Consider the following 21,100-nt stretch of genomic DNA (forward strand, 5'->3'; position numbering starts at 1 on the left):
CATGGCCAAAGCCCCCCGCTCGCCACCCCGAACTCTTATCGCGAGTCAGCTGGGATACATGTAAAACACAGCGAAAATCAGTCTAAGACGTCAATTTTGATGAGCTTTTAGTACTATTTCCTAGTGGAATCGTCGCACTGAGTCTCTGCAGCATGCCACCCTGTCGACCGAGGCGGTACTGCATGCGAAGTTCCTTCACCGGAGAAATTTCGACTCTAACTCTTATCCTAATTCATCAATTTAGTTGATAATAGTTAGCATTCGCAATAAAGATAATTCTGGTTGCGAGGCATCAATTCAAACTCACACTTCCAAGGAAAGTAGACATGTACACCCGTCATTTCGTAATGGCCACGGCCTTCCTCGCGTCCTCTGTTCTGGTTCAAGCGGCAGAAACACCCATTGGCAAACATCAGATCATGAATAACATGGAAATCGGTGCGGTGTATTTGCAGCCGATCAAAATGGAGCCAGCAGGGATGATGCTGGATGCCGCAGCGGCTGACATTCATCTGGAAGCTGATATTCACGCTACCAAGGGCAACAAGAACGGTTTTGCTGAAGGCGACTGGATTCCTGATCTGGTTGTGAAATACGAACTTGAGAAGGTCGGCGGACAAAAAGTCGCCGGTGACATGATGCCGATGGTGGCCAGCGATGGTCCGCACTACGGCGATAACGTCAAGCTCACAGGCCCCGGAAAATACAAACTCAAACTCTCAGTCTTCCCGCAATCGTCCAACAAGGGCGCCATGTTCGGCCGCCATACGGATAAGGAAACCGGCGTGGGTCCGTGGTTTCAGCAGTTCGACCTCAACTATGAATTCTCTTATGTCGGTACGGGCAAAAAGGGTGGCTACTAGTCACGCATGATCTGCCGCTGTCTCGATAAGGAATTGCCATGCGACCAGCCACTCTCTGGGGATTGTTTTTTGCAGGGTTGCTGACCCTGCCTGCGTATGGCGTGGAGGAAACCACCGTGCAACTCGTTGCACGTGATGGGAAGTTCTTCCCGGCTGAGCTCATTGTCCCGCAAGGACGAAAAATTCGTATCGAGATTCGTAACGAAGGTAAAGATCCCGTCGAATTCGAGAGCATGGAACTGCGCAAAGAAAAAGTGCTGGCACCTGACTCGAAATCCGTTGTTGTGATCGTGCCCCAGCAACCGGGCAGTTATAAATTCTTTGATGATTTTCATCCGAAAACGGGGCAAGGCGTGCTGGTCGTGAAATAAGGAAAGACAAATGCAAGGTCAGGTACTCTTTATTGTCTGGCGTGAAAGTGTCGAAGCCCTGTTGGTGGTTGGCATCATTGCCGCGTGGCTGCGCGCTCATCCCGAGGCAGTCACTGGTCGGAAATACATGTGGGCCGGCATTGCGATCGGTTTGTTGGCGGCGTTTGGGCTCGGCGCGGCCATCCTTGGTCTATCTGAGTATTTTGAAGGTGAGCAGCAGGACTACTTCCAACTGGCAATGACCAGCATGGCCGCTGCATTGATCGTGCAGATGGTGTTCTGGATGCGTAAACACGGTCGGACACTGAAGCGCGATATAGAGAATGGACTTTCTTCAAACGCCTCCCAGGCGAATTGGTTGGGCATGTTGGTGCTGATTGCTGTGGCTATTGCGCGCGAAGGTAGTGAAACAGTCGTATTTCTTTACGGTCTCGGCCTTTCACAACAAGGCGAACACCTCGTTTCATTTTTCCTTTCAGCCTCGCTGGGTTTCGCTCTGGCCTTTGCGACGTTCGGGCTTCTTCAACTCGGGGGGCGACTATTTTCGTGGCGCGCGTTTTTCAGGTTTACCGAAATTCTGTTGCTGTTACTGGCTGGGGCCATGTTGATCTCCACTGTGGAAAAGCTGATTGGCCTTGGGTGGCTACCGCCGTTACTGGATCCTGTCTGGAATAGCTCGGCCCTGCTCGACGATTCAGCGACCGCAGGAAGTTTGGTGGCGTCTCTGACGGGATACCGCGCGCACCCGGCGCTGACGATGGTTCTGGCATTTGTTCTCTATTGGCTGGGAATCATGTATGGCCTTAGAAGAGCCTCGCCTGTTCCGAAACCAGTCGCGTAATTGTTGGAGTGAGGGAGCATCTCCCGATGCAAACTCAGGGCCGCTTCTCGAACACCAATGTTGCACTGAATCTCCTTGCCATAGGTTTGTCTCGTTTCTTGCATTGCCGAAAGTACCTCCATGTCTCAGAGTCAGCACGTCATCATCCCGATTCTGCCCATCGCTGATCACGCCGCCGAGGACCGACCCAAACCGGTTAAACCGATTCGCGATGCTGTCGAAGGGTTTTTCGTGCGCCACCGCCATCAATTGGTCTGGGTGCACACCGCGGCCTTCGTGGCTTTTGTGGCAATCATCGTTCTTCCCCTGTTTCTTTCCGAGGCCCCGGACACGGCGACTCCGTTCACCCATTTCACTACGTTCGCGAATTATGTGATGTGGGGACTTTGGTTTCCGCTTGTGTTTCTGTCTGTCATTTTTACCGGTCGCTCTTGGTGTGGACTGTTTTGTCCTATGGGGGCCGCTTCCGAGTGGTTGAACAAGATTGGGCCGCAACGCCCAATCCCGGCCTGGCTACGCTGGGAAGGCACGCCTGCGGTCAGCTTTGTGTTGACCACAATACTTGGGCAGACCGTCGGCGTGCGTGACCATCCGGAAGCGGCCGCAGAAATCTTCGGCGGCACGATGTTGGCGGCCTTACTGATTGGCTTTTTCTTTGGCCGCAATAAGCGCGCTTGGTGCCGACACCTTTGCCCTATCGGTCGCCTGCTTGGCCTGTATTCGCGGCTCGGCGCCATTGAGTTTGCCCCGCAGGTAAGGCGCCCGGGTCGAGATGCCTACAGTCAAAAGGGCGCTTGTCCGACCATGATCGATCTCGTGGGGAAAAACGAATCGCGTCACTGCATTGAGTGCTTCCGCTGCGTCAATCCGACGGCCAAGGGAAGCATTCGCATGGAATTTCGCCGTCCGGGCGTAGAGATCGAAAACATTCGCGACAATCGTGCCAACCCGGCCGAAGCCTGGTTCCTCTTCCTCGACACCGGTGTGGCGCTCGGCGCTTTCCTGTGGCTGGTGCTGCCTCAGTATCAGTTCCTACGCCAGCGTCTTGGAACCTGGGCGCTGGAACACGACTGGACTTGGTTACTTGAAACGGGTCCATCCTGGCTGGTCAGCGTCCATCCGCAACGTAGCGAGGTGTTCCTGTGGCTCGATTTCTTCACCATCAGCGGCTTCATGGTCACCTGGATGATAGCCGTGACCGCGTTACTGGCCGCGACCACGAGTGCCGCCGCACATCTGTCCGGACGGGTCGGCGGCGACGGCAGGTTTGGACGACGCTTCAGTGAACTGGGTTATCAATACGCGCCGGTCGCGATGGTTTCTCTGGTCATCGGTCTGGGGGCCATGCTGTTCGACCCCATTAAATTTACGCCACTTGGCCCCGTAGGAGTGCAACTGATCAAGGGCGGGTTGTACCTGATGGGCGTTGCGTGGAGTGTCTGGCTTAGCCAGAAAATTTTGGCTCGCCAGGGCGTGCCAGCATCAAAGCGCTGGCTACCCATTCTTCCCGGAATCGCGGGAAGCATTGTCATCGGAGCGTGCTGGTGGCCGGTAATCTTTGGTGCATAGCCGAGGTCTTAGGGCGCGAATGTCGCTGAAAGTTACTAGGTAACTTTTGGGGGTCGCCTCAGAAAACGGAAAATAAAGCACGCGAAGCCCTTACTTACCCAGATGTTTGACTGTTCGTGGCACTTTCATCATGGCAATTGCAATTGCCCAACCCTTGCAAAATGCCGCACGCCTCTACAGATCGAGAGCCAGAACACTTCTCGCGCAAATCAACCAAGTGCCGCTTTAACTGCAACAGCGCGGACACACGCATTTCCACCTGTTGAATATGGGCCTCCAGCAGCGTGTTGACCTCCCCACAGTCCTGCATCGGGTTGTCTCTCAGACCTAACAATGCCCGAATCTCGCTCAACGTCATGTCGAGCGAACGGCAATGACGGATGAATTGCAAACGCTCGATGTGAGCATCACCGTACAGCCGGAAGTTGCCGCCGCTGCGCGCTGGTTTCGGTAATAGTCCTTCCTTCTCGTAGTAGCGGATGGTCACGACCTCGCACTCAGCGCGCTTGGCGAGATCACCAATTCTGATTTCCATGCCTCAATCTCCATTTATTACTTGACTCTATAGTTACTATAGGGTTTTTAATGGAGGTTGTACAGACGATTTAAAGGAGTTATCCATGAGCGAATGCGCTTCAAAAGGGTGTGGCTGCTCGGCTGGGCCGATCATCCAACCCCCGACACAAGCCCCGCAGACAACCGAATCGGCTCAAGCGGTGTACCGCATCGAGAACATGGATTGCCCCACGGAAGAGGCGCTGATCCGAAGCAAGCTGGCCGGGCTGGCGGGTGTGGCAGGTCTTGAATTCAACCTGATGCAGCGTACTTTGGCCGTTCGGCACGAACTGCCTTCGCTGTCACCCGTTGAGCAGGCGCTAGCCGCCATCGGCATGCAAGCCGTGCGCATGGATCAAGCATCGACCGAAAAAACGACCAAGCTGTCCATTGCCAAGATGGATTGCCCGACCGAAGAGGCGTTGATCCGCAACAAGCTCGGCACAGTCGCCGGGGTTGCCGATCTCGATTTCAACCTGATGCAACGCACGCTGTCGGTGCGTCATGCCGATCAGGTTCTGCCCAACGTGCTCGCGGCATTGCAAGCGCTTGGATTTGAGGCGCAGGTGATGGACACCGCAGAGTCCGCATCGCCATCCGCTTCCCCCGTGATCACGCCGACCAACTGGTGGCCGCTAGGCATCTCCTTGCTCACTGCATTGGCAGCCGAGGCGGTCTACTGGCTCCACAACGGCAATCATTGGTCGGTTGTCGTTCTGGCGCTCGTTTCGGTCTTCACAGGTGGCCTCTCCACCTACAAAAAGGGTTGGATCGCGCTCAAGAACCTTAATCTCAACATGAACGCCCTGATGTCGATTGCCGTCACGGGTGCCATGTTGATCGGTCACTGGCCCGAAGCGGCGATGGTGATGGTGCTCTTCGCGCTGGCCGAAGTGATCGAAGCCAAGTCGCTGGATCGCGCTCGCAACGCAATCCGTGGCCTGCTCGACATGACCCCGGAACAGGCCACAGTGCAACAGGCTGACGGCACATGGCGCGAGGTGAGCGCAAAGCAAATCGCCATTGGCAGCCGCGTCCGGGTCAAACCGGGTGAGCGCATCGCGCTCGATGGTGAGGTGCTTGAAGGCCGTTCTACCGTCAACCAAGCCCCGATCACGGGCGAAAGCCTCCCGGTCGAAAAATCCCCCGGTGACCCGGTGTTCGCAGGCACCATCAACGAATCCGGGTCATTCGAGTATCGCGTCACCGCCGTGGCCAGCAACTCCACACTGGCCCGCATCATTCACGCCGTAGAGGCTGCTCAGGGGAGCCGTGCGCCGACTCAGCGTTTTGTCGATCAGTTCGCCCGCTGGTACACACCCATCGTGTTCGCCCTAGCCATCGCCGTCGCGTTGTTGCCGCCGCTGTTCATGGGTGCGGCATGGCTCGACTGGATCTACCGTGCATTGGTTCTGCTGGTGGTCGCCTGTCCCTGCGCGCTGGTGATCTCTACGCCGGTCAGTATCGTCAGCGGCTTGGCCGCCGCCGCCCGCCACGGCATCCTCATCAAGGGCGGCGTCTATCTGGAAGAAGGCCGCAAGCTGCGTTGGCTGGCTCTGGACAAGACCGGCACGATCACGCACGGCAAGCCCGCACAGACCGATTTTGTCACCTGGGGCAATGCACTCGCCTCAGACAGCCGCAGCATCGCTGCCAGTCTGGCGGCCCGCTCGGACCATCCTGTATCCAAGGCGGTGGCACAGGCCGCGCAGACGGACGGGGTTGCCTTGCTCGACGTGGCCGAATTCAACGCGCTGCCCGGTCGGGGTGTGCAAGGCCAAATCAACGGTGCGACCTACCATCTGGGCAACCACCGGATGCTCGAAGAGCTGGGGCAGTGCACACCAGAGCTGGAGCAGCGCATCGCTGCGCTGGAAACCGCTGGCAAGACCGTCGTGATGTTGGTAGGCGCAAAGGCGGTACATGCCTTATTCGCCGTAGCGGACACCATCAAGGAAAGCAGCAGGAACGCCATCGCCGAACTGCACGCACTGGGCATCAACACCATGATGCTGACCGGCGACAACTCCCATACGGCACAGGCCATTGCCGCACAAGCCGGGATCGACCGTGCGCAAGGCAATCTGCTCCCAGACGACAAACTGCGCGAAGTTGAAAAACTGGCCCAAAGCGGCAAGGTCGGCATGGTCGGTGATGGCATCAACGATGCCCCGGCCTTGGCGCGTGCGGACATCGGCTTTGCCATGGGAGCGGCTGGCACAGATACCGCCATCGAGACCGCTGACGTGGCCCTGATGGACGACAACCTGGGCAAGATTCCGACCTTCGTGCGCCTGTCGCGTGCGACGGCGCAGGTGCTGATGCAAAACATTGTGCTGGCCCTTGGCATCAAGGCAGTATTTCTGGTGCTGACCTTCACGGGTCAAGCGACCATGTGGATGGCGGTGTTTGCTGATATGGGGGCCAGCTTGCTCGTCGTTGGCAATGGCTTGAGGCTGTTGCGCAAATGAGCTGGAAATTCTTTCTCTACGACTGGGGTGGTCTGAACATCGCGTTGTTCCAAGCCATCAACATGAGCACACCTGCAGCGCTGGAACCGCTGGCATCGTTCTTCAACCTTGTGATAGGCAACTACTGGACTGCACCACTGATGCTCTTGGCGATGTGGGGATGGTCAAAGTCGGCACCTGACCCAACGCGGGCCGATGCCATCCGGTACAGACTCAGAGTCTTTAGCGTGGCCTTTGCGTTGGCATTTCTCGTCGCCACCATCTTGAAGCTATGGATCGACTTTCCACGCCCGCCTGCCGTTTTTGGCGACATGGTGCGCGTTATCGGGGGCATCGAACGACACTACAGCCTGCCCAGCGGGCATGCCACCTATGCCGCGCTGGTGGTCGGCGCGCTCTGGCCTTTGATAGGCCGTCGTGGCCGCATCGGCTTGGTGTTGTACGCCGCATTGGTCGGTTGGTCACGCATCGCAGCCGGAATGCACTTTCCTGCCGATGTGCTGGCGGGGTGGGTACTTGGATTGAGTTGCACGGCGCTCGCCGGGTGGCTGATGCCGCTGGCCGCCCCTGTGTGGCAATCGGCTCGCCGCACATCGACTTGGGTCTGGTTCGCAGTGGCCGCCAGTGCTGTCATGACCGATCAGCTCGCGAAGTTCGCCATCACCCGCACGTTTGCCTACGGTGAACAGGTCGAAGTCAGCACCTTCTTCAACATTGTCCATGTCCTGAATCCCGGCGCGGCATTCAGCTTTCTGGCGAACGCTGGCGGCTGGCAACGTTACTTTTTCATCACGCTGGGCCTGGTCGTTTCTGCTTGGCTGGGACGCATGCTGTGCCAGCAGCGGCCACGCCTCGAAGCGGTGGGCTACAGCCTGATCCTTGGTGGTGCGCTCGGCAATGTCGTGGATCGTGTGCTGCGTGGATCGGTTGTCGATTTCCTCGACTTCCATTGGCAGCTTGTGCACTGGCCCGCCTTCAACCTCGCTGATGTGGCGATAACTATCGGAGCGCTCTGCCTGTTCTTGACGGTTGTACCGAAAAGCAGTAAAGGCACAGCGGCCGAGGTGTCCGGTTAAGCTATACATCAACCTGACCGGCGACTACCTCTGGCGCAACAGCGCCAAGATCGGCGCGGGCAAGTTCAGGCCGCTACGACCATTGCAACCGGCTTAGCGTGCTTTATTTTCCGTTTTCTGAGACGACCTCTTTTGGAAATCGGAAGATTTCTCAATCAGAGTGGCTTGTGAAACCACTGGAGTTGGCCAAGCGGGGAAAGTCGGATCTCCACACCCTTCATAAACCAATCCAGTAGTGCGTTCAATTTCTAAGCGTGACATTGCACCGCAATCAACTGCAAAATCCACCCTTTCATGGATTACCAGAGGTTTTTGGTGGACGCGTAAGTCTTAACGCTAAAGCTACTACAATGTTGAGATGCGTTTTTGGTGGATCGTCCTTTTAACTATTTTGATGCCGTTGCAGCTATCCTGGGCCGCAACTGGGCGATATTGTCAGCACGCAAGCGATGTTTCAAGCAAGCACGTTGGCCATCATATACACCAACATCAAACCACTGAACGCACAGAGTCCGGTGGCGATTTTGCAAAGGCGATGACAGTCGATATGGATTGCGGCACCTGCCATGCTGGCTGTTCGATGGCTATCCAAGAATCCAGTGTCGTCAAGAACGTTACGCTGACTTTGATGTTTTCGTCACGACTCAGCGTGCAGTCAAGCCCTGGCCTCGTAGATCGTCCAGAACGGCCACAGTGGGTTGCCCTGACCTGATCAGGGCATCGATCTACGCAAAAGCTTTAAACGCTTCGAGAAATCGAACCCTGTCAATCGCGTCAGCACTCAATGCTGATTTGATCAACAGTTTTCGGGATTTCTCTTCATGATTCTTTTCCACTGGCGCCAACGCCCGCGCGTACTTTGGGTCATTTTGGTCGGGGCACTTATTTGTCTGGATCAACTGGCCAAGACTTACTTTGCAAACACGATTGCACTGGGTAAAGCAGTTGTTGTAACGGATTGGTTCAATTTCGTTCACGTGCTAAACAGAGGTGCAGCCTTTTCATTTCTCGCTAACGCTGATGGCTGGCAACGACCATTGTTGATTGGCGTGAGCCTCCTCGTTGTAGTACCTGTAACCCTGGTCTGCATGTACAAAAACATGGAACCAGTTGAGCGTTGGTTGGGTGGCTTGGTTGTGGCTGGCGGCGCAAGCAATCTGATTGATCGAATCCAAGCTGGTGCAGTAGTGGACTTCCTCGATGTCCATTGGCGTGAATGGCATTGGCCAGCGTTCAACTTAGCTGACAGCTACATTGTCTGTGCCGTATGTGTATGGATCTTGCTCTACAGGAACAGCTCACCTGCGCATTCAACGTCAACAAAAGCCGACGCTAAAGTATGAAGCGCAATTGGAACTTGCTTGTTTTCGCTTGGCTGATTGCAGCCACTGCAACGGCCAGCGCTCTGTTCATTGGCGAGGTCATGGGAATGGCACCGTGTGTGCTGTGTTGGTACCAACGAATTTTCATGTTCCCCTTAGCTGTCGTGCTGGGCCTTGCCTGCTACAGCAACGATCGACGCGGAGCAATTTACGGGCTGGCTCTGGCGTTGGGTGGGGTCATGGTGGCTGGATACCACACCCTATTGATTGCCGGTTTTGTATCAAAGGCCTGGATTCCCTGCGGTTTAGGCGTGTCTTGTACTGAACAAAAGCTGGAAATCCTCAATGGATTGCAGATTCCCTGGCTTTCGCTGACCGCCTTTCTCACCGTCACCTTATTGCTTTTTCTATACATCAAGAGGACTTCAAAATGAATTCAAAAAAAATGACTGTCGCAGTTCTGCTAGGCATTGTGGTTGCGGTATTTTTATTGGGAATGAATTTCTATCAAAAACGTGTCCAAAATTCCCAGACGGAAAAGGTCAGTAAGGCCGAAAACCGAATGGTTCGTTTCCATTCCCCATCATTGGGGCCAAGTGACGCACCAGTGACTATCGTTGAGTTCTTTGATCCAGCATGTGAAACCTGTCGGGACTTCTATCCAATTGTCAAAAATTTGATGAAGCAGTACCCCAAGGATGTTCGCTTGGTTCTCAGATATGCCCCATTCCATGCTGGCTCAGACAAAGTTGTTAAGTTGTTGGAGGCATCCAAGAGACAGGATAAATATTGGCAAACGCTTGAGACAATTCTGGCTGCACAGCCGTCGTGGGCCAGTCATGGCTCGCCCAACCTTGATGTAGCCTATCAAGCTGCTGCCCAGACAGGTCTGGATATAAAGAAAGCGTTGGATGATGCGCAAGCAGCAGAAGTCGAGGCTGTGTTGAAACAAGACGTTGAGGACTTGACTGCGCTGGAAGTGAAAAAGACCCCAACATTTTTTGTCAACGGCCGAGGACTACCCAGCTTCGGTCCCGATCAACTTGCCTCTTTGGTCGCTGAAGAAGTCGCTAAAAACAAGAAATGACTAACCAGTCTTGCAATTCGGATTGCCAACGACAACCACTGCAATCAACCGGCCATGTCGTTTAAACAAGCAAAAAATTGTCTCTGGGCAACTGTATTGGCGATTTTCTTGGGTGTTTCCGCTGATTTTTCGATCAGTGCAACTCAGGAGGCCAATCCCAAGTCCAAGCTTAAGTTGAAGGAAAAGGCACGTACAACAAGCCGTGTTGACGGTGAGGCTGAGGCACGGCTAATTGAAGTCTATCGAATGATCGGCGCGGCAAACAGTCGGGATGCCTTACGCAAAGCGGAGAAGTTGGTTGAAGACTATCCAAATTTTCAGCTGGCACAACTTGTGTACGGCGACTTACTTGCAGCCCGTTCGAGGCCGCTTCAGACTATCGGAGACGTCCCTTCTGATATGGCGAAGATTGGAGCGCAGAATTTGATGAATCTGCGTGCGGAATCACAACTACGTCTTGCTGCGATCAAACAAATTCCGCCACCAGATGCTATACCGTCCCAATTCGTTTCACTTTCCAGCCGCAACAAACACGCCATCGCAGTGGACACAGAAAAGGCCCGTCTTTATCTTTTTGAAAATACAACGACAGGGACGCGTCTTCTTGCCAACTACTATATTTCAGTCGGAAAAGCCGGGGTTGGAAAAACAGTGGAGGGCGACCGGCGAACACCGCTGGGTGTCTACTTCATCACCAGTAACCTTGACCCCAAGACCCTGAAGGACTTGTATGGATCAGGCGCATTGCCCGTCAATTACCCCAACGTTCTAGATCAGCGGCGTGGGAAAACTGGCGGTGGCATATGGTTGCACGGCACACCTTCGAGTCAATTTACCAGGGCCCCGCAGGCTACAGACGGTTGTGTGGCTGTTGCCAATCCTGATCTGGAAAGAATCCTCAGGACAGTAGAGGTTCGGACAACACCAGTGCTTATTGAGAAAAATCTGAACTGGGTTCGCCCTGACAAATTGGCGAGTCAAAGGCAGCAATTTTCAGAGACTCTGCAGACTTGGGCCAATGCCAAAAGAAACGGTCGTGAAAGCGAACTTTTGCAGTTCTATGCCAATGACTTCAGCGCAGAAGGCAAGGATTTAACGTCATTCAGCATGAGTCTGCGTGCAGAACTAAAAAAGTTGGGCAACAAGCCAGCGAGCCTCAAAGACATCTCCCTGATTCTATGGTCGGACGAAGCAGAAACCATGGTTGCGACCTTTGGTGAAGTCCTGGACGGCGAAAAGGTAGGGCGCACCGTCCGTCAATATTGGCAGCACCGCCCTGGCGGCTGGAAGATCATCTTTGAAGGATTGGTTTGATGACAACGTAGTCTTGGAACACCAGGCAAATTTAACTCCACTTAGAAAGTATGTATATGAAAAATCACCAAATCCCCCTTGCACTTTTAGCCGCGTGTTTAACCATGGCAACATCAGTCAGTCACGCTGAAGTTGTCGTCACCGGAGCGTGGGTTCGGGCTACAGTACCCAATCAACAGGCGACAGGAGCCTTCATGCAACTGTTATCAAAGACGGACACGACGCTGGTCTCTGCGCGTTCCGACATTGCTGGTGTTGTGGAAGTCCATGAGATGAAAATGGAAAACGATGTCATGCGGATGCGCGCAGTTGACGGGCTAAAGCTGCCTGCAAATCAGCCAGTGGAACTCAAGTCGGGCGGATACCACTTAATGATGATGGACCTCAAGAAACAGCTGAAGGCCGGCAGAGAAGCGCAAATAACATTGACTTTCAAAAATGCCAATGGCGAAAGTGAAACTACCTATGTTCATGCACCTGTGGCATTAACAAAGCCAAAACGATGATCAATCCAGGGGTTTGCGAGTCCTCACACCTGGATGTGCACCCTGCACATGACCCGACATATCAACCGAAGAAGTCGTTTGTTTTTGCGCCATGACGTTGAGTTCATTGAGAATTCCACAGTGCTCAGCATCCTGCGCGCTACGGCACGTCTCACGAAGCCCCTTGAGCTGCGTTTCCAATTGCCGCAGTTCTTTGACCCGAAGCGCAACGTGTCCTATGTGTTCGTCCAAAAGCGCGTTGACTTCGCCGCAATTTCCAGTGGGTGCGTCCCTGAAACGGAGCAAGACACGGATTTCATCCAAGGTCATGTCCAGGCTGCGGCAGTGGCGGATGAACGACAGGCGCTGTCCATGTGATTCGTCATAGACGCGGTAGTTTCCTTCAGATCGCTTGGTGTGCGGCAACAAACCCTCGCGCTCGTAGTGCCGAATAGTCTCCACTTGTACACCCGTCAGATTGGCTAGTTCACCGATTTTCATGTCCGCAATCATAACTGCTTGACTCTTTAGTGGCTACAGGGTTTCTAATTGCCGCTCAACTAGGAATTGACAATGATCACGACACCTCCAAAACCATCATCAACGCCGACATGCGGATGTAGCAGTGCATGTGCAACCTCAATTTCTGATTCGTCTCAGGCATTGCCGCAAAGTAAAAAAGCAGGCGTTCCTGTTTTTCGAATCCCAACCATGGATTGCGCCTCTGAGGAGGGGGAAATTCGCCATGCAGTGGCCAATATTCCCGGTGTGCGCAGCCTTCAATTCCAACTTGCAGTTCGGACGCTTTCGATTGATGCCGAGGCTGAATCATTGCCACTCGTTTTGGCTGCGATTCGCAAAGCTGGATTCAAGCCTACGCCACTAAGCAGCAATGCGTCTGAGAAGGATTCAGATGGCCACGACCACGGACACGAGGGACATGATCATGACCATAACAATGCCAGCTTTCCAAGCGGAATTCAAAAATATGTGCTGGCCCTAGCGCTGGCAGTAGGTGCAGAGTCCATTGCATTCTTTGCTCCAGATACACGCATTTTCCAAGGACTGGGAATGGTGCTTTCTGTGGGTGCAATTGCACTTGCTGGTTTCTCCACTTACGTCAAGGGCTTGGCCGCCCTGCGCAATTTTCGACTCAATATCAACGCGTTGATGACCGTCGCGGTCACCGGTGCATTTGTGATCGGTCAGTGGCCAGAGGCTGCCATGGTTATGGCACTCTATGCCATCGCTGAGTTGATTGAAGCGCGTGCAGTGGACAGGGCCAGAGGTGCCATCAAGAGCCTGCTGGATCTGACCCCTGAGACTGCGGAGATTCGTCAGTCCGATGGATCGTGGCAAATGTTTCCGGTGGGTAGTGTTGTGCTGGATGCCGTTGTGCGCATCAAACCTGGCGCACGCATTCCTGTTGACGGGGTTATTGCCATTGGCAGCACATCCGTAGATCAAGCGTCTGTGACGGGTGAGAGCATTCCAGTGGACAAGGCTCCAGGTGATGCTGTATTCGCCGGGACGATCAATGCCACAGCCACTATTGAAGTGCGCGTAACCGCCTTACCCAGTAACTCAGTGCTTTCCCGCATCATCCACGCAGTAGAACAGGCGCAAGGTTCACGAGCACCCACACAGCAGTTTGTTGACAAATTTGCCGCCATCTACACACCCGCTGTGTTCGTCCTGGCTCTGGGGGTCGCTTTACTTACACCCTGGCTCATGGATTGGACCTGGACTCAAGCAGTCTACAAAGCGTTGGTTCTGCTGGTGATTGCATGCCCGTGTGCTTTGGTGATTTCTACGCCAGTCACGGTGGTCAGTGGTCTGGCTGCCGCTGCCAGACGCGGCATTTTGATTAAAGGTGGTGTTCACCTCGAAGGCGCCCGAAAAATCAAGGCACTTGCGCTGGACAAGACGGGAACAATCACCGAGGGCAAGCCTGTTTTGGTGGATTCCGAGTTTGTTAAATCAGAAGTACCTGAGTGGCAGGTTTTACGTTGGGCAGGCGATCTTTCAGCGCATTCTGATCACCCGGTATCTAAAGCCATCGCGAAAAGTCTCAACCATGGAAATAGTGTTCTCCAAGACTTCAAGGTGGTTGCAGGAAGGGGGGTAGAAGCCCTTGTTGATGGGCAATTATTGATACTCGGCAATCACCGCTTGATGGAAGATCGAAAACTATGTAGCAGCAGCATCGAAGCACGATTGGCGGAACATGAAGCGCTGGGGCGCACGGTCACCATGCTGGCATCGCAAACCCAGGTGCTGGCCATTTTTGCAGTAGCCGACACCATTAAAGAAACGTCACGAGAAGCTTTGGCCCAATTGCACGCACTGGGTGTCACTTCCGTCATGTTAACGGGTGACAACGAGGCAACCGCAAAGACCATTGCCAAGCAGGCTGGCATTGATGATGCGCGTGGAAACTTGCTGCCAGAAGACAAACTGACTGCTATCGAAGAGCTTCAAAAACGATACGGTTTGACTGCAATGACCGGCGACGGTATCAACGATGCGCCTGCATTGGCGCGTTCAGACATTGGTTTTGCCATGGGTGTTGCGGGCACGGATACGGCCATGGAGGCCGCCGATGTTGTCATCATGAATGATGACTTGCGGCGTATCCCAGAAACCATTGTGTTATCGCGCAAAACGCAAGCCATTCTTTGGCAAAACATTACTCTGGCTCTTGGTATCAAGGCAGTTTTTCTGATGCTGGCATTGTTCAATGGCGCATCGATGTGGATGGCGGTGTTTGCGGATATGGGGGCAAGTTTATTGGTCGTTGGTAACGGCCTGCGTTTACTGAAGAAGTAACTCAAGGCGGCAAAAAGTTTTTAAATGAAAGAGTGAAATCATGAGCATTTTTGACAATCTATTTGGACGTCACGGCGGTGGACATGGTGGTGGACATGGTGGTCACCATGATGATCACCATGGGGGCCACTATCGAGGCCCGACCGGTGGAGGTTACGGACCATCAAGTCCGTCCGGACCGGCAAATCCAGTTGGCGCGAGTTGCCCTGGCTGCAATGCATTGAACCCGATAGCGGCAAGATTCTGCGTTCAATGCGGCGGATCAATGCAACCAGCGCGATGCACTCAATGTGGGACGACGCTTGCTGCCGCTGCCAAGTTCTGTGGTCAATGCGGTAAACAATCCGTTTGAAACGCGAATTAAAACTGACCTGGAAGACTTTTAACAAGGAACTTAAATGCTGTCGATTTTCAAAATTTACACAAAGCTGGTCATTGTGGTATCGATCATGTTTGCGGGCCTGGCTATGGCGCAAACAGGTCCCAGTATGAGTGAAATTTATGCGAAGGCACAGGCAGGGAAACTGGATGAAGCGCAAGTAATGGTGCAGCAGGTGTTGATCTCTCATCCCAGCAGCGCCAAAGCCTTCTTTGTCCAAGCAGAACTGTACTCTCGTCAAGGCCAGCTTGACCGCGCTCGGGAATCATTGGCAACCGCTGAAAAATATGCGCCTGGACTCCCATTTATAAAACCTGAAGCATTGCGGACACTGCGCGCGCAGCTTGCTGCCAAACCACCATTGAAATCTACATCCAGCTTGCCCACAAACTTCAAGGCACAACAAACACAGACACCTGCAGCTTGGCTCATGCCTCTGCTTCTCACCGGTGGTGTGATTGCTGCTGCTTTTTTCTTTTTCCGCAGGCGCAAGGTCAACACTTGCACTCAACAATCTGCACTCATCCAACAAAGTGGATTAAGCGGACCACAGATGTTCGGTTCAGGCGGTGGTGTCATGCAACCCGCATATCCGCAGCCCGGATACCAACCCGGCTACCCACAACCGCATTCTGAACCCGGTTTGGGAAGTCGAATTGCAGGCGGAGTTGCTACAGGGCTGGCAGTGGGTGCTGGGGTTATGGCAGCTCAAGCAATCGGTCGTAACCTCATGGGTGATCAAAGTCGTTCGTCCGTTCAATCTGACTCGTTAAGCGATAACAAGTTTGAACCAATACCCACAAACTCAGATATGGGTGGGACGAACTTCGGAATGAACGACACCACTTGGGATGATGGCGGTGCAGGAATCGGAAGTGGTGGCGAGTGGGAAAACTGATATTGACAAGAAAGTCGTAAAAAGTTGGATTTACCCGTACTCCGATTTCCCTCCAAGATTTAACACAATTGCATCAATGTCAATTCGATATCGGCAGTCTTGTCTTATCAACATAAAAATCGATGCAAATGCATCTTTATCAAAGAACTTTGAATAATGAAAAAATCGCTGATCGGTCAAATTTGCCAAAACAAAAACAATCCCCATCGTTAGGACTGGACTACAAGGATAAAGAAGCCGACGGCCTGAAGTTGCTAGCAAGTTACGGATATTCCTATGACATGACAATCTCCGACAAAGACGGACGCACCGGTATTGACTTTGGGGTGTATGGTGTACCCGAGAGCCTTTTAATCCACAAAGGAGGGATTATTCGATACAAGAAAATTGGACCAATCACTAATGAAGCACTGCGCGACGAAATAATCCCTTTAATAGGAGAATTGCAAAAATGAAATGTCCTCAATGTACGGAAACCACGCTAGTCATGACTGAGCGCCAGGGTATCGAGATTGACTACTGTCCATCATGCCGAGGGGTGTGGCTGGACCGTGGTGAACTTGACAAGCTGATTGAGCGCAGCGCTCAGGCCATGCCAACTCAGCCCCCCCTATCAGCTCAACCAGTTCAGTCGCACTACGAGCCAACGACTCGCCGACCGGACTTTGTGGACTCGGACTATAAACACAATTCTGGCCACGGCGGTTATCGCAAACGCAAGTCGTGGTTAAGTGAGTTGTTTGACTAAATTGTCATGAGACGATTTTTCAGTCCACTTTCCTCTGCATTGAATGACAACCCGCATCATCGTCGCCTGACGATAGGGCTGGTAGTATTGTTATTGGCATCAGGAGTCACGGCTTACAGCATTGCACCGCTGTCACCTGCTGACTCAACATTGCCCGTTCGACAGCTAATCGAAGCTGTAACCCCCACCGCAACAACTGCACCAATTGACCAAGAAGCAGTTGTACCGATGGTGCTTTACCGCAGCGAATTCACTCGTACTTCAGATTCAGCTAACACCCTGTTGCAGCGATTGGGGGTCAGCGATAACGCGGCAACAAAATTTCTGGTCAACGATAAGGCATCGCGTACGCTGCTGGCAGGCACCCCAGGGAAATTTGTCTCGATTGAGGCAGACGGTCAGCAGCGACTGCTGCGATTGAAAGCCCTCTGGCCAAATGCGGATGGAGTTCAATTTTCTCGTCTGGTGGTCGAGCGGGGTGCCAATGGATACACCTCCCGGGTGGAAATGGAGCAACTACAAAGCTCGGTGCGACTCGCCAGCGCTACTGTACGCAATTCGTTGAACGCTGCAGCGGCGCAAGCCAAGCTGCCCGGTACCATTGCTACGCAACTAGTCAGTGTTTATTCAAGAGTGGCCGACTTTCGAGATGTATTGAGGGCCGGTGATAGCTTTCGCGTCGTCTATGAGATCCTAGAGGCTGATGGCGAAGTGTTGCGCGTTGGCAAGTTGTTGGGAGCTGAATTTGTCAAAAAGGATAGGCGATACCAAGTTATGTGGTTCGAGCAGGCCGGTCAAAAAGGCGGTTTTTATACACTGGACGGGCAAAGCATTGATCGCAAGGCAATGAAGCTACCACTGGATGCATCTGTAAGTAGTGATTACGGGATGCGAATCCACCCTGTCTTTGGTAAACCCAAGACTCATGAGGGGATTGACTTTGCTGTAGCTTCGGGCACGCCGATACGCAGTGCAGCCGATGGCATTGTGTCATTTGCTGGCTGGCAAAAGGGCTACGGAAAATTTGTACTTGTGAAACACCGCGACCAAAAGGCCACGGCTTACGCTCACTTGAGCCGCATTCAAGTCCGAAAGGGCCAGCGCGTGGTCTTGGGTGAGTTGCTGGGGTCAGTGGGGCAAACCGGCACAGCCACTGGACCGAACCTGCACTTTGAATATTTAGTGAAAGACCGCCCGCAAGACCCAGACAACATTGCGCGCCAACCGGCTGATATATCGATATCTTCAACGAATAGCAGCGAATTCAAACGCATGGCGTTGGCCATGCGTCGGCACCTTGAGGTGGCCCCGCTTGTGGCAATGACTACTGTTGAATAAGGGGATGACTAAGTGGGTTATGACTCAGCGCTACCAGCAAATCGACTTATGCAACGTGAATAGCAAACCATTTGAGTACGACGACATCGGTGGGCTCGATACGTTTGCTGTGCTACGCCAGCGCATGAACGGGCACAAACACTCATCGGCACATGCAGCAACTACTCATCTCGGTTGAAATGGAGCTCGCTGTTAGGAGTTGGCGGGTTGCAAAACAATAACGGCCATTCCCACCAACGCAATGCCAGCTCCAGCAATGTCCCATCGAGTCAGCCTCACACCGTCTACCAGGTAGAGCCACACCAGGGCCACCGCAATGTAAACCCCCCCGTAAGCGGCATACGTTCTTCCAGCCGCACTGGGATGGAGCGTCAACAGCCAGGCGAATAGTCCCAGCGATAACGCTGCAGGAGCCAGCAGCCACGCGGTTTTGTCCTGTTTGAGAACCAGCCATGGCAGGTAGCACCCCACGATTTCAGCAAGAGCGGCGGCCACGAAGAGCAAAACGATTTTTGCGAGATCCACGATGTTTCTACCGGAAGTGAGGGGGGATCATATTGGCATACTGCTGGAACACCCAAACGGATGGCCCTGTGCATCGTGGTGGGTATTGCGCTGGGCCAGTGGCTACCCGATGTGTTCCAGGCCATTGGCCGACTGGAGGTGGCGCTCAACGACAGCATCATGGTTGTTGCCTTTGCCCCGTTGGTGGCGTTTTTGCAGGGCCTGTCCAGCATCACCATGCCGTGGGACACGCTGCTGATCTCGGTGGCGCTGTACATCGTGATCCCGGTGATCCTGGCGCAGCTATTGCGCAAGTCTCTGCTGCAAAAAGGTCAGGCCGCTTTTGATGCCACCATGGAAAAGATCGACCCCTGGTCTATCACCGCACTGCTGGCTACTCTGGTGCTTTTGTTTGCGTTTCAAGGTGAGGCCATCCTCAAACAACCGCTGGTGTTTGCACTATTGGCGGTACCGATTTTGGTTCAAGTGGCTTTCAACTCGGGCCTGGCCTATTTTTTGAACCGCGCAGTGGGCGAAAAACACGCCATTGCCTGCCCGTCGGCGCTAATCGGTGCCAGCAACTTTTTCGAACTGGCTGTTGCGGCGGCCATCAGCCTGTTTGGCTTCAACTCCGGCGCCGCCCTGGCCACGGTGGTGGGGGTGTTGATCGAGGTGCCAGTGATGCTGCTGGTGGTCAACATCGTGAACCGCTCCAAGGGGGGTACGAGCAAGGTGCAGTTACCAACGACGCAGGAGCAAAAATATGACCAACATTACGATCTATCACAACCCCGCTTGCGGCACCTCCCGCAACACCCTGGCCCTGATGCAACGGTCCAAAGTGTCAGGGTGCTCAAGGAGACGCAGGAAGAGCCCCTCGGCTAATTTTTACATTTTCGGGGGTTGGGCAAAAATAGCCATGTTGCGTTTGTCGGTCGGCCTGGAAGATGCCGACGATTTGATCGCTGATCTGGAGCAGGCCCTGGGTTAGGCGATTCGAGCAGGGTCTGCTTTGAGTCCTGCCGATTCATGCATGGTATGACAGCCCCCGTGGGGGCTGGATCGGCGGCACTGAATATCGCCTGTTGTCGAGAGAACTGGCTCTTCCATCGAAGGGCCGGATACTCGATGTTGGATGCGGAACCTGTTGGTTTACCAGGCAGTTGGCAAGTCTTCCGGGCCAACACGTAACCGGTATTGATCTCAACGCGGAGTGAAGTGTCGCTGTAGCTCCAAAACCAGGTCAAGGCGGTCCGGGTCGGCTTTGATGGTATGCAGCAGCAGGGCTGCTTTCACCATGTCTGTGGTTTGCCGGTCAAGCATGCCGTCCTCCTATTCGTGTTGATCCGATGATTCCCAATCTCGCCTGGGGCACGCCTGATTGCAATCAGTGTCCATGCCGATGGTGAATGTCCGGGAAGTGCCCATGGCTGTGGCGGATGACAACATGCTTGTGGGGGTGTACATGGGCACCTTCACCATTCCAATCAGAATCGTGGGTGTGTTGATGGTGCGCGTCATGGTTATGCGGGTGCACATGCTCCAGCGGTTCATGGTCATGCTCGTGTTCATGGGTCTCCGTCAGGTGCAGCCAAACCCCTAGACCCATGAGCGCTGCCGCCACCCAAAACGCCAGCCCGGTGGATTCCCCAAACACCAGCAATGCAATGGCGGCTCCGATGAATGGTGCGGTCGAAAAATACGCGCCTGTGCGTGCCGTCCCCAGACCTCGCAATGCCAGGACGAACATCACCAAGCTGAACCCGTAGCCCAGCAGGCCTACAGCCATCGTCGCGGTGACGGTTGCCATGCTTGGTAGTTGCGCTCCCAGCGCTACGGCCAATGTACTGTTGACCAGTCCCGCCACAATGCCCTTGCTACCGGCAATAAACAATGCATCCGATGCTGAAACCTTGCGGGTCAGGTTGTTGTCAATTGCCCAGCACAGGCATGCCACGCCCACCAGAACGGGACCCACCCAGTCCGCTGAGCTGGTACTTTGGCTAGGCCAAGACAGCACCACACCCCCGGCCACGATGGCCACCATACCCAACACAATGCGCTTGTCGGCGTTCTCCTTGAACACCAGCCAGGCAATGGCGGCAGTCAATACAGCTTCCAGGTTCAGCAGCAGTGAGGCACTCGATCCGCTGGTACTTGTCAATCCAAACATCAGGGCAAGGGGACCCAAGACACCACCAAATAGGATGGCCCCCAGCAACCAGGGCCATTCCGCCCGGGGCAATCCAGATGCGTGCCAACCGCGATCCCGTACCAAGCGGATCAGGGTCAGGCCCACACCACTACCCAGGTAGAGTAGACCGGCGAGCAGAACTGGGGACATGTCACCGACTAGCAGCTTGGCAAACGGTGTGCTCGCGCCAAATAAGGCAGCGGCAGACAGTGCAAAGAGGACATTACGGTTCATGTGCTGATTGTCCAGCACATAT

General features: G+C 54.0%; 23 protein-coding genes and 2 pseudogenes. 21 read left to right on the plus strand and 4 right to left on the minus strand.

Features of this window, described 5'->3' with window-relative positions; translation table 11 throughout:
• Positions 1-326: 326 nt before the first annotated feature.
• The 4 genes from FDG13_RS08875 to FDG13_RS08890 all read left to right on the plus strand — a co-directional run bounded on the left by FDG13_RS08875 (position 327) and on the right by FDG13_RS08890 (position 3,644).
• Positions 327-863 carry an iron transporter gene (locus tag FDG13_RS08875; protein ID WP_078365534.1) on the plus strand — a complete coding sequence of 179 codons (537 nt, stop codon included), beginning with the start codon at positions 327-329 and terminating at the stop codon, positions 861-863.
• 38 nt (positions 864-901) lie between these two features.
• A complete protein-coding gene (locus FDG13_RS08880; protein ID WP_078365535.1) occupies positions 902-1,234 on the plus strand; it encodes a cupredoxin domain-containing protein in 333 nt (110 codons plus the stop codon).
• 10 nt (positions 1,235-1,244) lie between these two features.
• Positions 1,245-2,075 carry an FTR1 family protein gene (locus tag FDG13_RS08885; protein WP_078365536.1) on the plus strand — a complete coding sequence of 277 codons (831 nt, stop codon included), beginning with the start codon at positions 1,245-1,247 and terminating at the stop codon, positions 2,073-2,075.
• A 120-nt stretch (positions 2,076-2,195) separates the two neighbouring features.
• Positions 2,196-3,644, plus strand: coding sequence for a 4Fe-4S binding protein (locus tag FDG13_RS08890; protein WP_078365537.1), 1,449 nt, complete (start codon positions 2,196-2,198; stop codon positions 3,642-3,644).
• Positions 3,645-3,738: 94 nt separating this feature from the next.
• Here the strand turns inward: FDG13_RS08890 and cadR (FDG13_RS08895) are convergent, their stop codons facing one another.
• A complete protein-coding gene (gene cadR / locus FDG13_RS08895) occupies positions 3,739-4,179 on the minus strand; it encodes a Cd(II)/Pb(II)-responsive transcriptional regulator (protein ID WP_078365538.1) in 441 nt (146 codons plus the stop codon).
• 85 nt (positions 4,180-4,264) lie between these two features.
• On the opposite strand from cadR (FDG13_RS08895), the gene FDG13_RS08900 reads away from it, so the two are divergent.
• The 7 genes from FDG13_RS08900 to FDG13_RS08930 all read left to right on the plus strand — a co-directional run bounded on the left by FDG13_RS08900 (position 4,265) and on the right by FDG13_RS08930 (position 11,975).
• Positions 4,265-6,670 carry a heavy metal translocating P-type ATPase gene (locus FDG13_RS08900; protein WP_078365539.1) on the plus strand — a complete coding sequence of 802 codons (2,406 nt, stop codon included), beginning with the start codon at positions 4,265-4,267 and terminating at the stop codon, positions 6,668-6,670.
• A complete protein-coding gene (lspA, locus tag FDG13_RS08905) occupies positions 6,667-7,746 on the plus strand; it encodes a signal peptidase II (RefSeq protein WP_078365540.1) in 1,080 nt (359 codons plus the stop codon). Before FDG13_RS08900 ends, lspA (FDG13_RS08905) begins: the two co-directional genes overlap by 4 nt.
• A gap of 821 nt (positions 7,747-8,567) precedes the next feature.
• Positions 8,568-9,089 (plus strand): signal peptidase II, encoded by a 522-nt coding sequence (gene lspA, locus FDG13_RS08910; protein WP_078365541.1) that lies wholly within the window; start codon positions 8,568-8,570, stop codon positions 9,087-9,089.
• A complete protein-coding gene (locus FDG13_RS08915; protein ID WP_078365542.1) occupies positions 9,086-9,502 on the plus strand; it encodes a disulfide bond formation protein B in 417 nt (138 codons plus the stop codon). Before lspA (FDG13_RS08910) ends, FDG13_RS08915 begins: the two co-directional genes overlap by 4 nt.
• Positions 9,499-10,155, plus strand: coding sequence for a thioredoxin domain-containing protein (locus FDG13_RS08920; protein WP_078365543.1), 657 nt, complete (start codon positions 9,499-9,501; stop codon positions 10,153-10,155). The genes FDG13_RS08915 and FDG13_RS08920 overlap by 4 nt, the downstream gene beginning before the upstream one ends.
• Before the next feature lie 54 nt (positions 10,156-10,209).
• The gene (locus FDG13_RS08925) at positions 10,210-11,469 is read left to right on the plus strand and encodes a murein L,D-transpeptidase family protein (RefSeq protein WP_078365544.1); all 1,260 of its coding nucleotides are present in this window, start codon (positions 10,210-10,212) and stop codon (positions 11,467-11,469) included.
• A 56-nt stretch (positions 11,470-11,525) separates the two neighbouring features.
• Positions 11,526-11,975 carry a copper chaperone PCu(A)C gene (locus tag FDG13_RS08930; protein WP_078366955.1) on the plus strand — a complete coding sequence of 150 codons (450 nt, stop codon included), beginning with the start codon at positions 11,526-11,528 and terminating at the stop codon, positions 11,973-11,975.
• Here the strand turns inward: FDG13_RS08930 and cadR (FDG13_RS08935) are convergent, their stop codons facing one another.
• Positions 11,976-12,455 carry a Cd(II)/Pb(II)-responsive transcriptional regulator gene (gene cadR / locus FDG13_RS08935; RefSeq protein ID WP_078366956.1) on the minus strand — a complete coding sequence of 160 codons (480 nt, stop codon included), beginning with the start codon at positions 12,453-12,455 and terminating at the stop codon, positions 11,976-11,978. It abuts the gene before it with no gap.
• Between the two features lie 72 nt (positions 12,456-12,527).
• Between cadR (FDG13_RS08935) and FDG13_RS08940 the strand changes: the two genes are divergently transcribed.
• The 7 genes from FDG13_RS08940 to FDG13_RS08965 all read left to right on the plus strand — a co-directional run bounded on the left by FDG13_RS08940 (position 12,528) and on the right by FDG13_RS08965 (position 18,146).
• Positions 12,528-14,783 (plus strand): cation-translocating P-type ATPase, encoded by a 2,256-nt coding sequence (locus FDG13_RS08940; protein ID WP_180126869.1) that lies wholly within the window; start codon positions 12,528-12,530, stop codon positions 14,781-14,783.
• A 50-nt stretch (positions 14,784-14,833) separates the two neighbouring features.
• Positions 14,834-15,007, plus strand: coding sequence for a hypothetical protein (locus FDG13_RS21075; RefSeq protein ID WP_242473017.1), 174 nt, complete (start codon positions 14,834-14,836; stop codon positions 15,005-15,007).
• Positions 15,004-15,135, plus strand: a complete 132-nt coding sequence (locus tag FDG13_RS21080; RefSeq protein ID WP_242473005.1) for a zinc ribbon domain-containing protein — start codon at positions 15,004-15,006, stop codon at positions 15,133-15,135. The genes FDG13_RS21075 and FDG13_RS21080 overlap by 4 nt, the downstream gene beginning before the upstream one ends.
• A gap of 46 nt (positions 15,136-15,181) precedes the next feature.
• Positions 15,182-16,060, plus strand: a complete 879-nt coding sequence (locus tag FDG13_RS08950; RefSeq protein WP_078365547.1) for a tetratricopeptide repeat protein — start codon at positions 15,182-15,184, stop codon at positions 16,058-16,060.
• A gap of 122 nt (positions 16,061-16,182) precedes the next feature.
• Entirely contained in the window at positions 16,183-16,515 is a 333-nt protein-coding gene (locus FDG13_RS08955; RefSeq protein WP_078365548.1) for a hypothetical protein, read from the plus strand.
• Positions 16,512-16,808: a zf-TFIIB domain-containing protein gene (locus FDG13_RS08960; protein WP_078365549.1), complete on the plus strand. Its 297-nt coding sequence runs from the start codon at positions 16,512-16,514 to the stop codon at positions 16,806-16,808. The genes FDG13_RS08955 and FDG13_RS08960 overlap by 4 nt, the downstream gene beginning before the upstream one ends.
• A gap of 6 nt (positions 16,809-16,814) precedes the next feature.
• Positions 16,815-18,146 (plus strand): M23 family metallopeptidase, encoded by a 1,332-nt coding sequence (locus FDG13_RS08965; protein ID WP_078365550.1) that lies wholly within the window; start codon positions 16,815-16,817, stop codon positions 18,144-18,146.
• 192 nt (positions 18,147-18,338) lie between these two features.
• Here the strand turns inward: FDG13_RS08965 and FDG13_RS08970 are convergent, their stop codons facing one another.
• Positions 18,339-18,671 carry a YnfA family protein gene (locus FDG13_RS08970; RefSeq protein WP_078365551.1) on the minus strand — a complete coding sequence of 111 codons (333 nt, stop codon included), beginning with the start codon at positions 18,669-18,671 and terminating at the stop codon, positions 18,339-18,341.
• A 135-nt stretch (positions 18,672-18,806) separates the two neighbouring features.
• Between FDG13_RS08970 and FDG13_RS08975 the strand changes: the two are divergent.
• The 3 genes and pseudogenes from FDG13_RS08975 to FDG13_RS21360 form a co-directional block, all read left to right on the plus strand.
• A pseudogene (locus FDG13_RS08975) lies at positions 18,807-19,417 on the plus strand (arsenic resistance protein); the annotation flags it as partial.
• A pseudogene (locus FDG13_RS21085) lies at positions 19,414-19,488 on the plus strand (arsenate reductase); the annotation flags it as partial. The pseudogenes FDG13_RS08975 and FDG13_RS21085, both read left to right, overlap by 4 nt.
• 325 nt (positions 19,489-19,813) lie before the next feature.
• Positions 19,814-19,867 (plus strand): hypothetical protein, encoded by a 54-nt coding sequence (locus FDG13_RS21360; RefSeq protein ID WP_342351603.1) that lies wholly within the window; start codon positions 19,814-19,816, stop codon positions 19,865-19,867.
• 170 nt (positions 19,868-20,037) lie between these two features.
• On the opposite strand, the gene FDG13_RS08985 is transcribed toward FDG13_RS21360, so the two are convergent.
• Positions 20,038-21,078: a DMT family transporter gene (locus FDG13_RS08985; protein ID WP_078365552.1), complete on the minus strand. Its 1,041-nt coding sequence runs from the start codon at positions 21,076-21,078 to the stop codon at positions 20,038-20,040.
• Positions 21,079-21,100: the final 22 nt, after the last annotated feature.

Source organism: Rhodoferax sp. BLA1, from assembly GCF_013416775.1.
In the GTDB taxonomy this organism is placed as follows: Bacteria; Pseudomonadota; Gammaproteobacteria; order Burkholderiales; family Burkholderiaceae_C; genus Rhodoferax.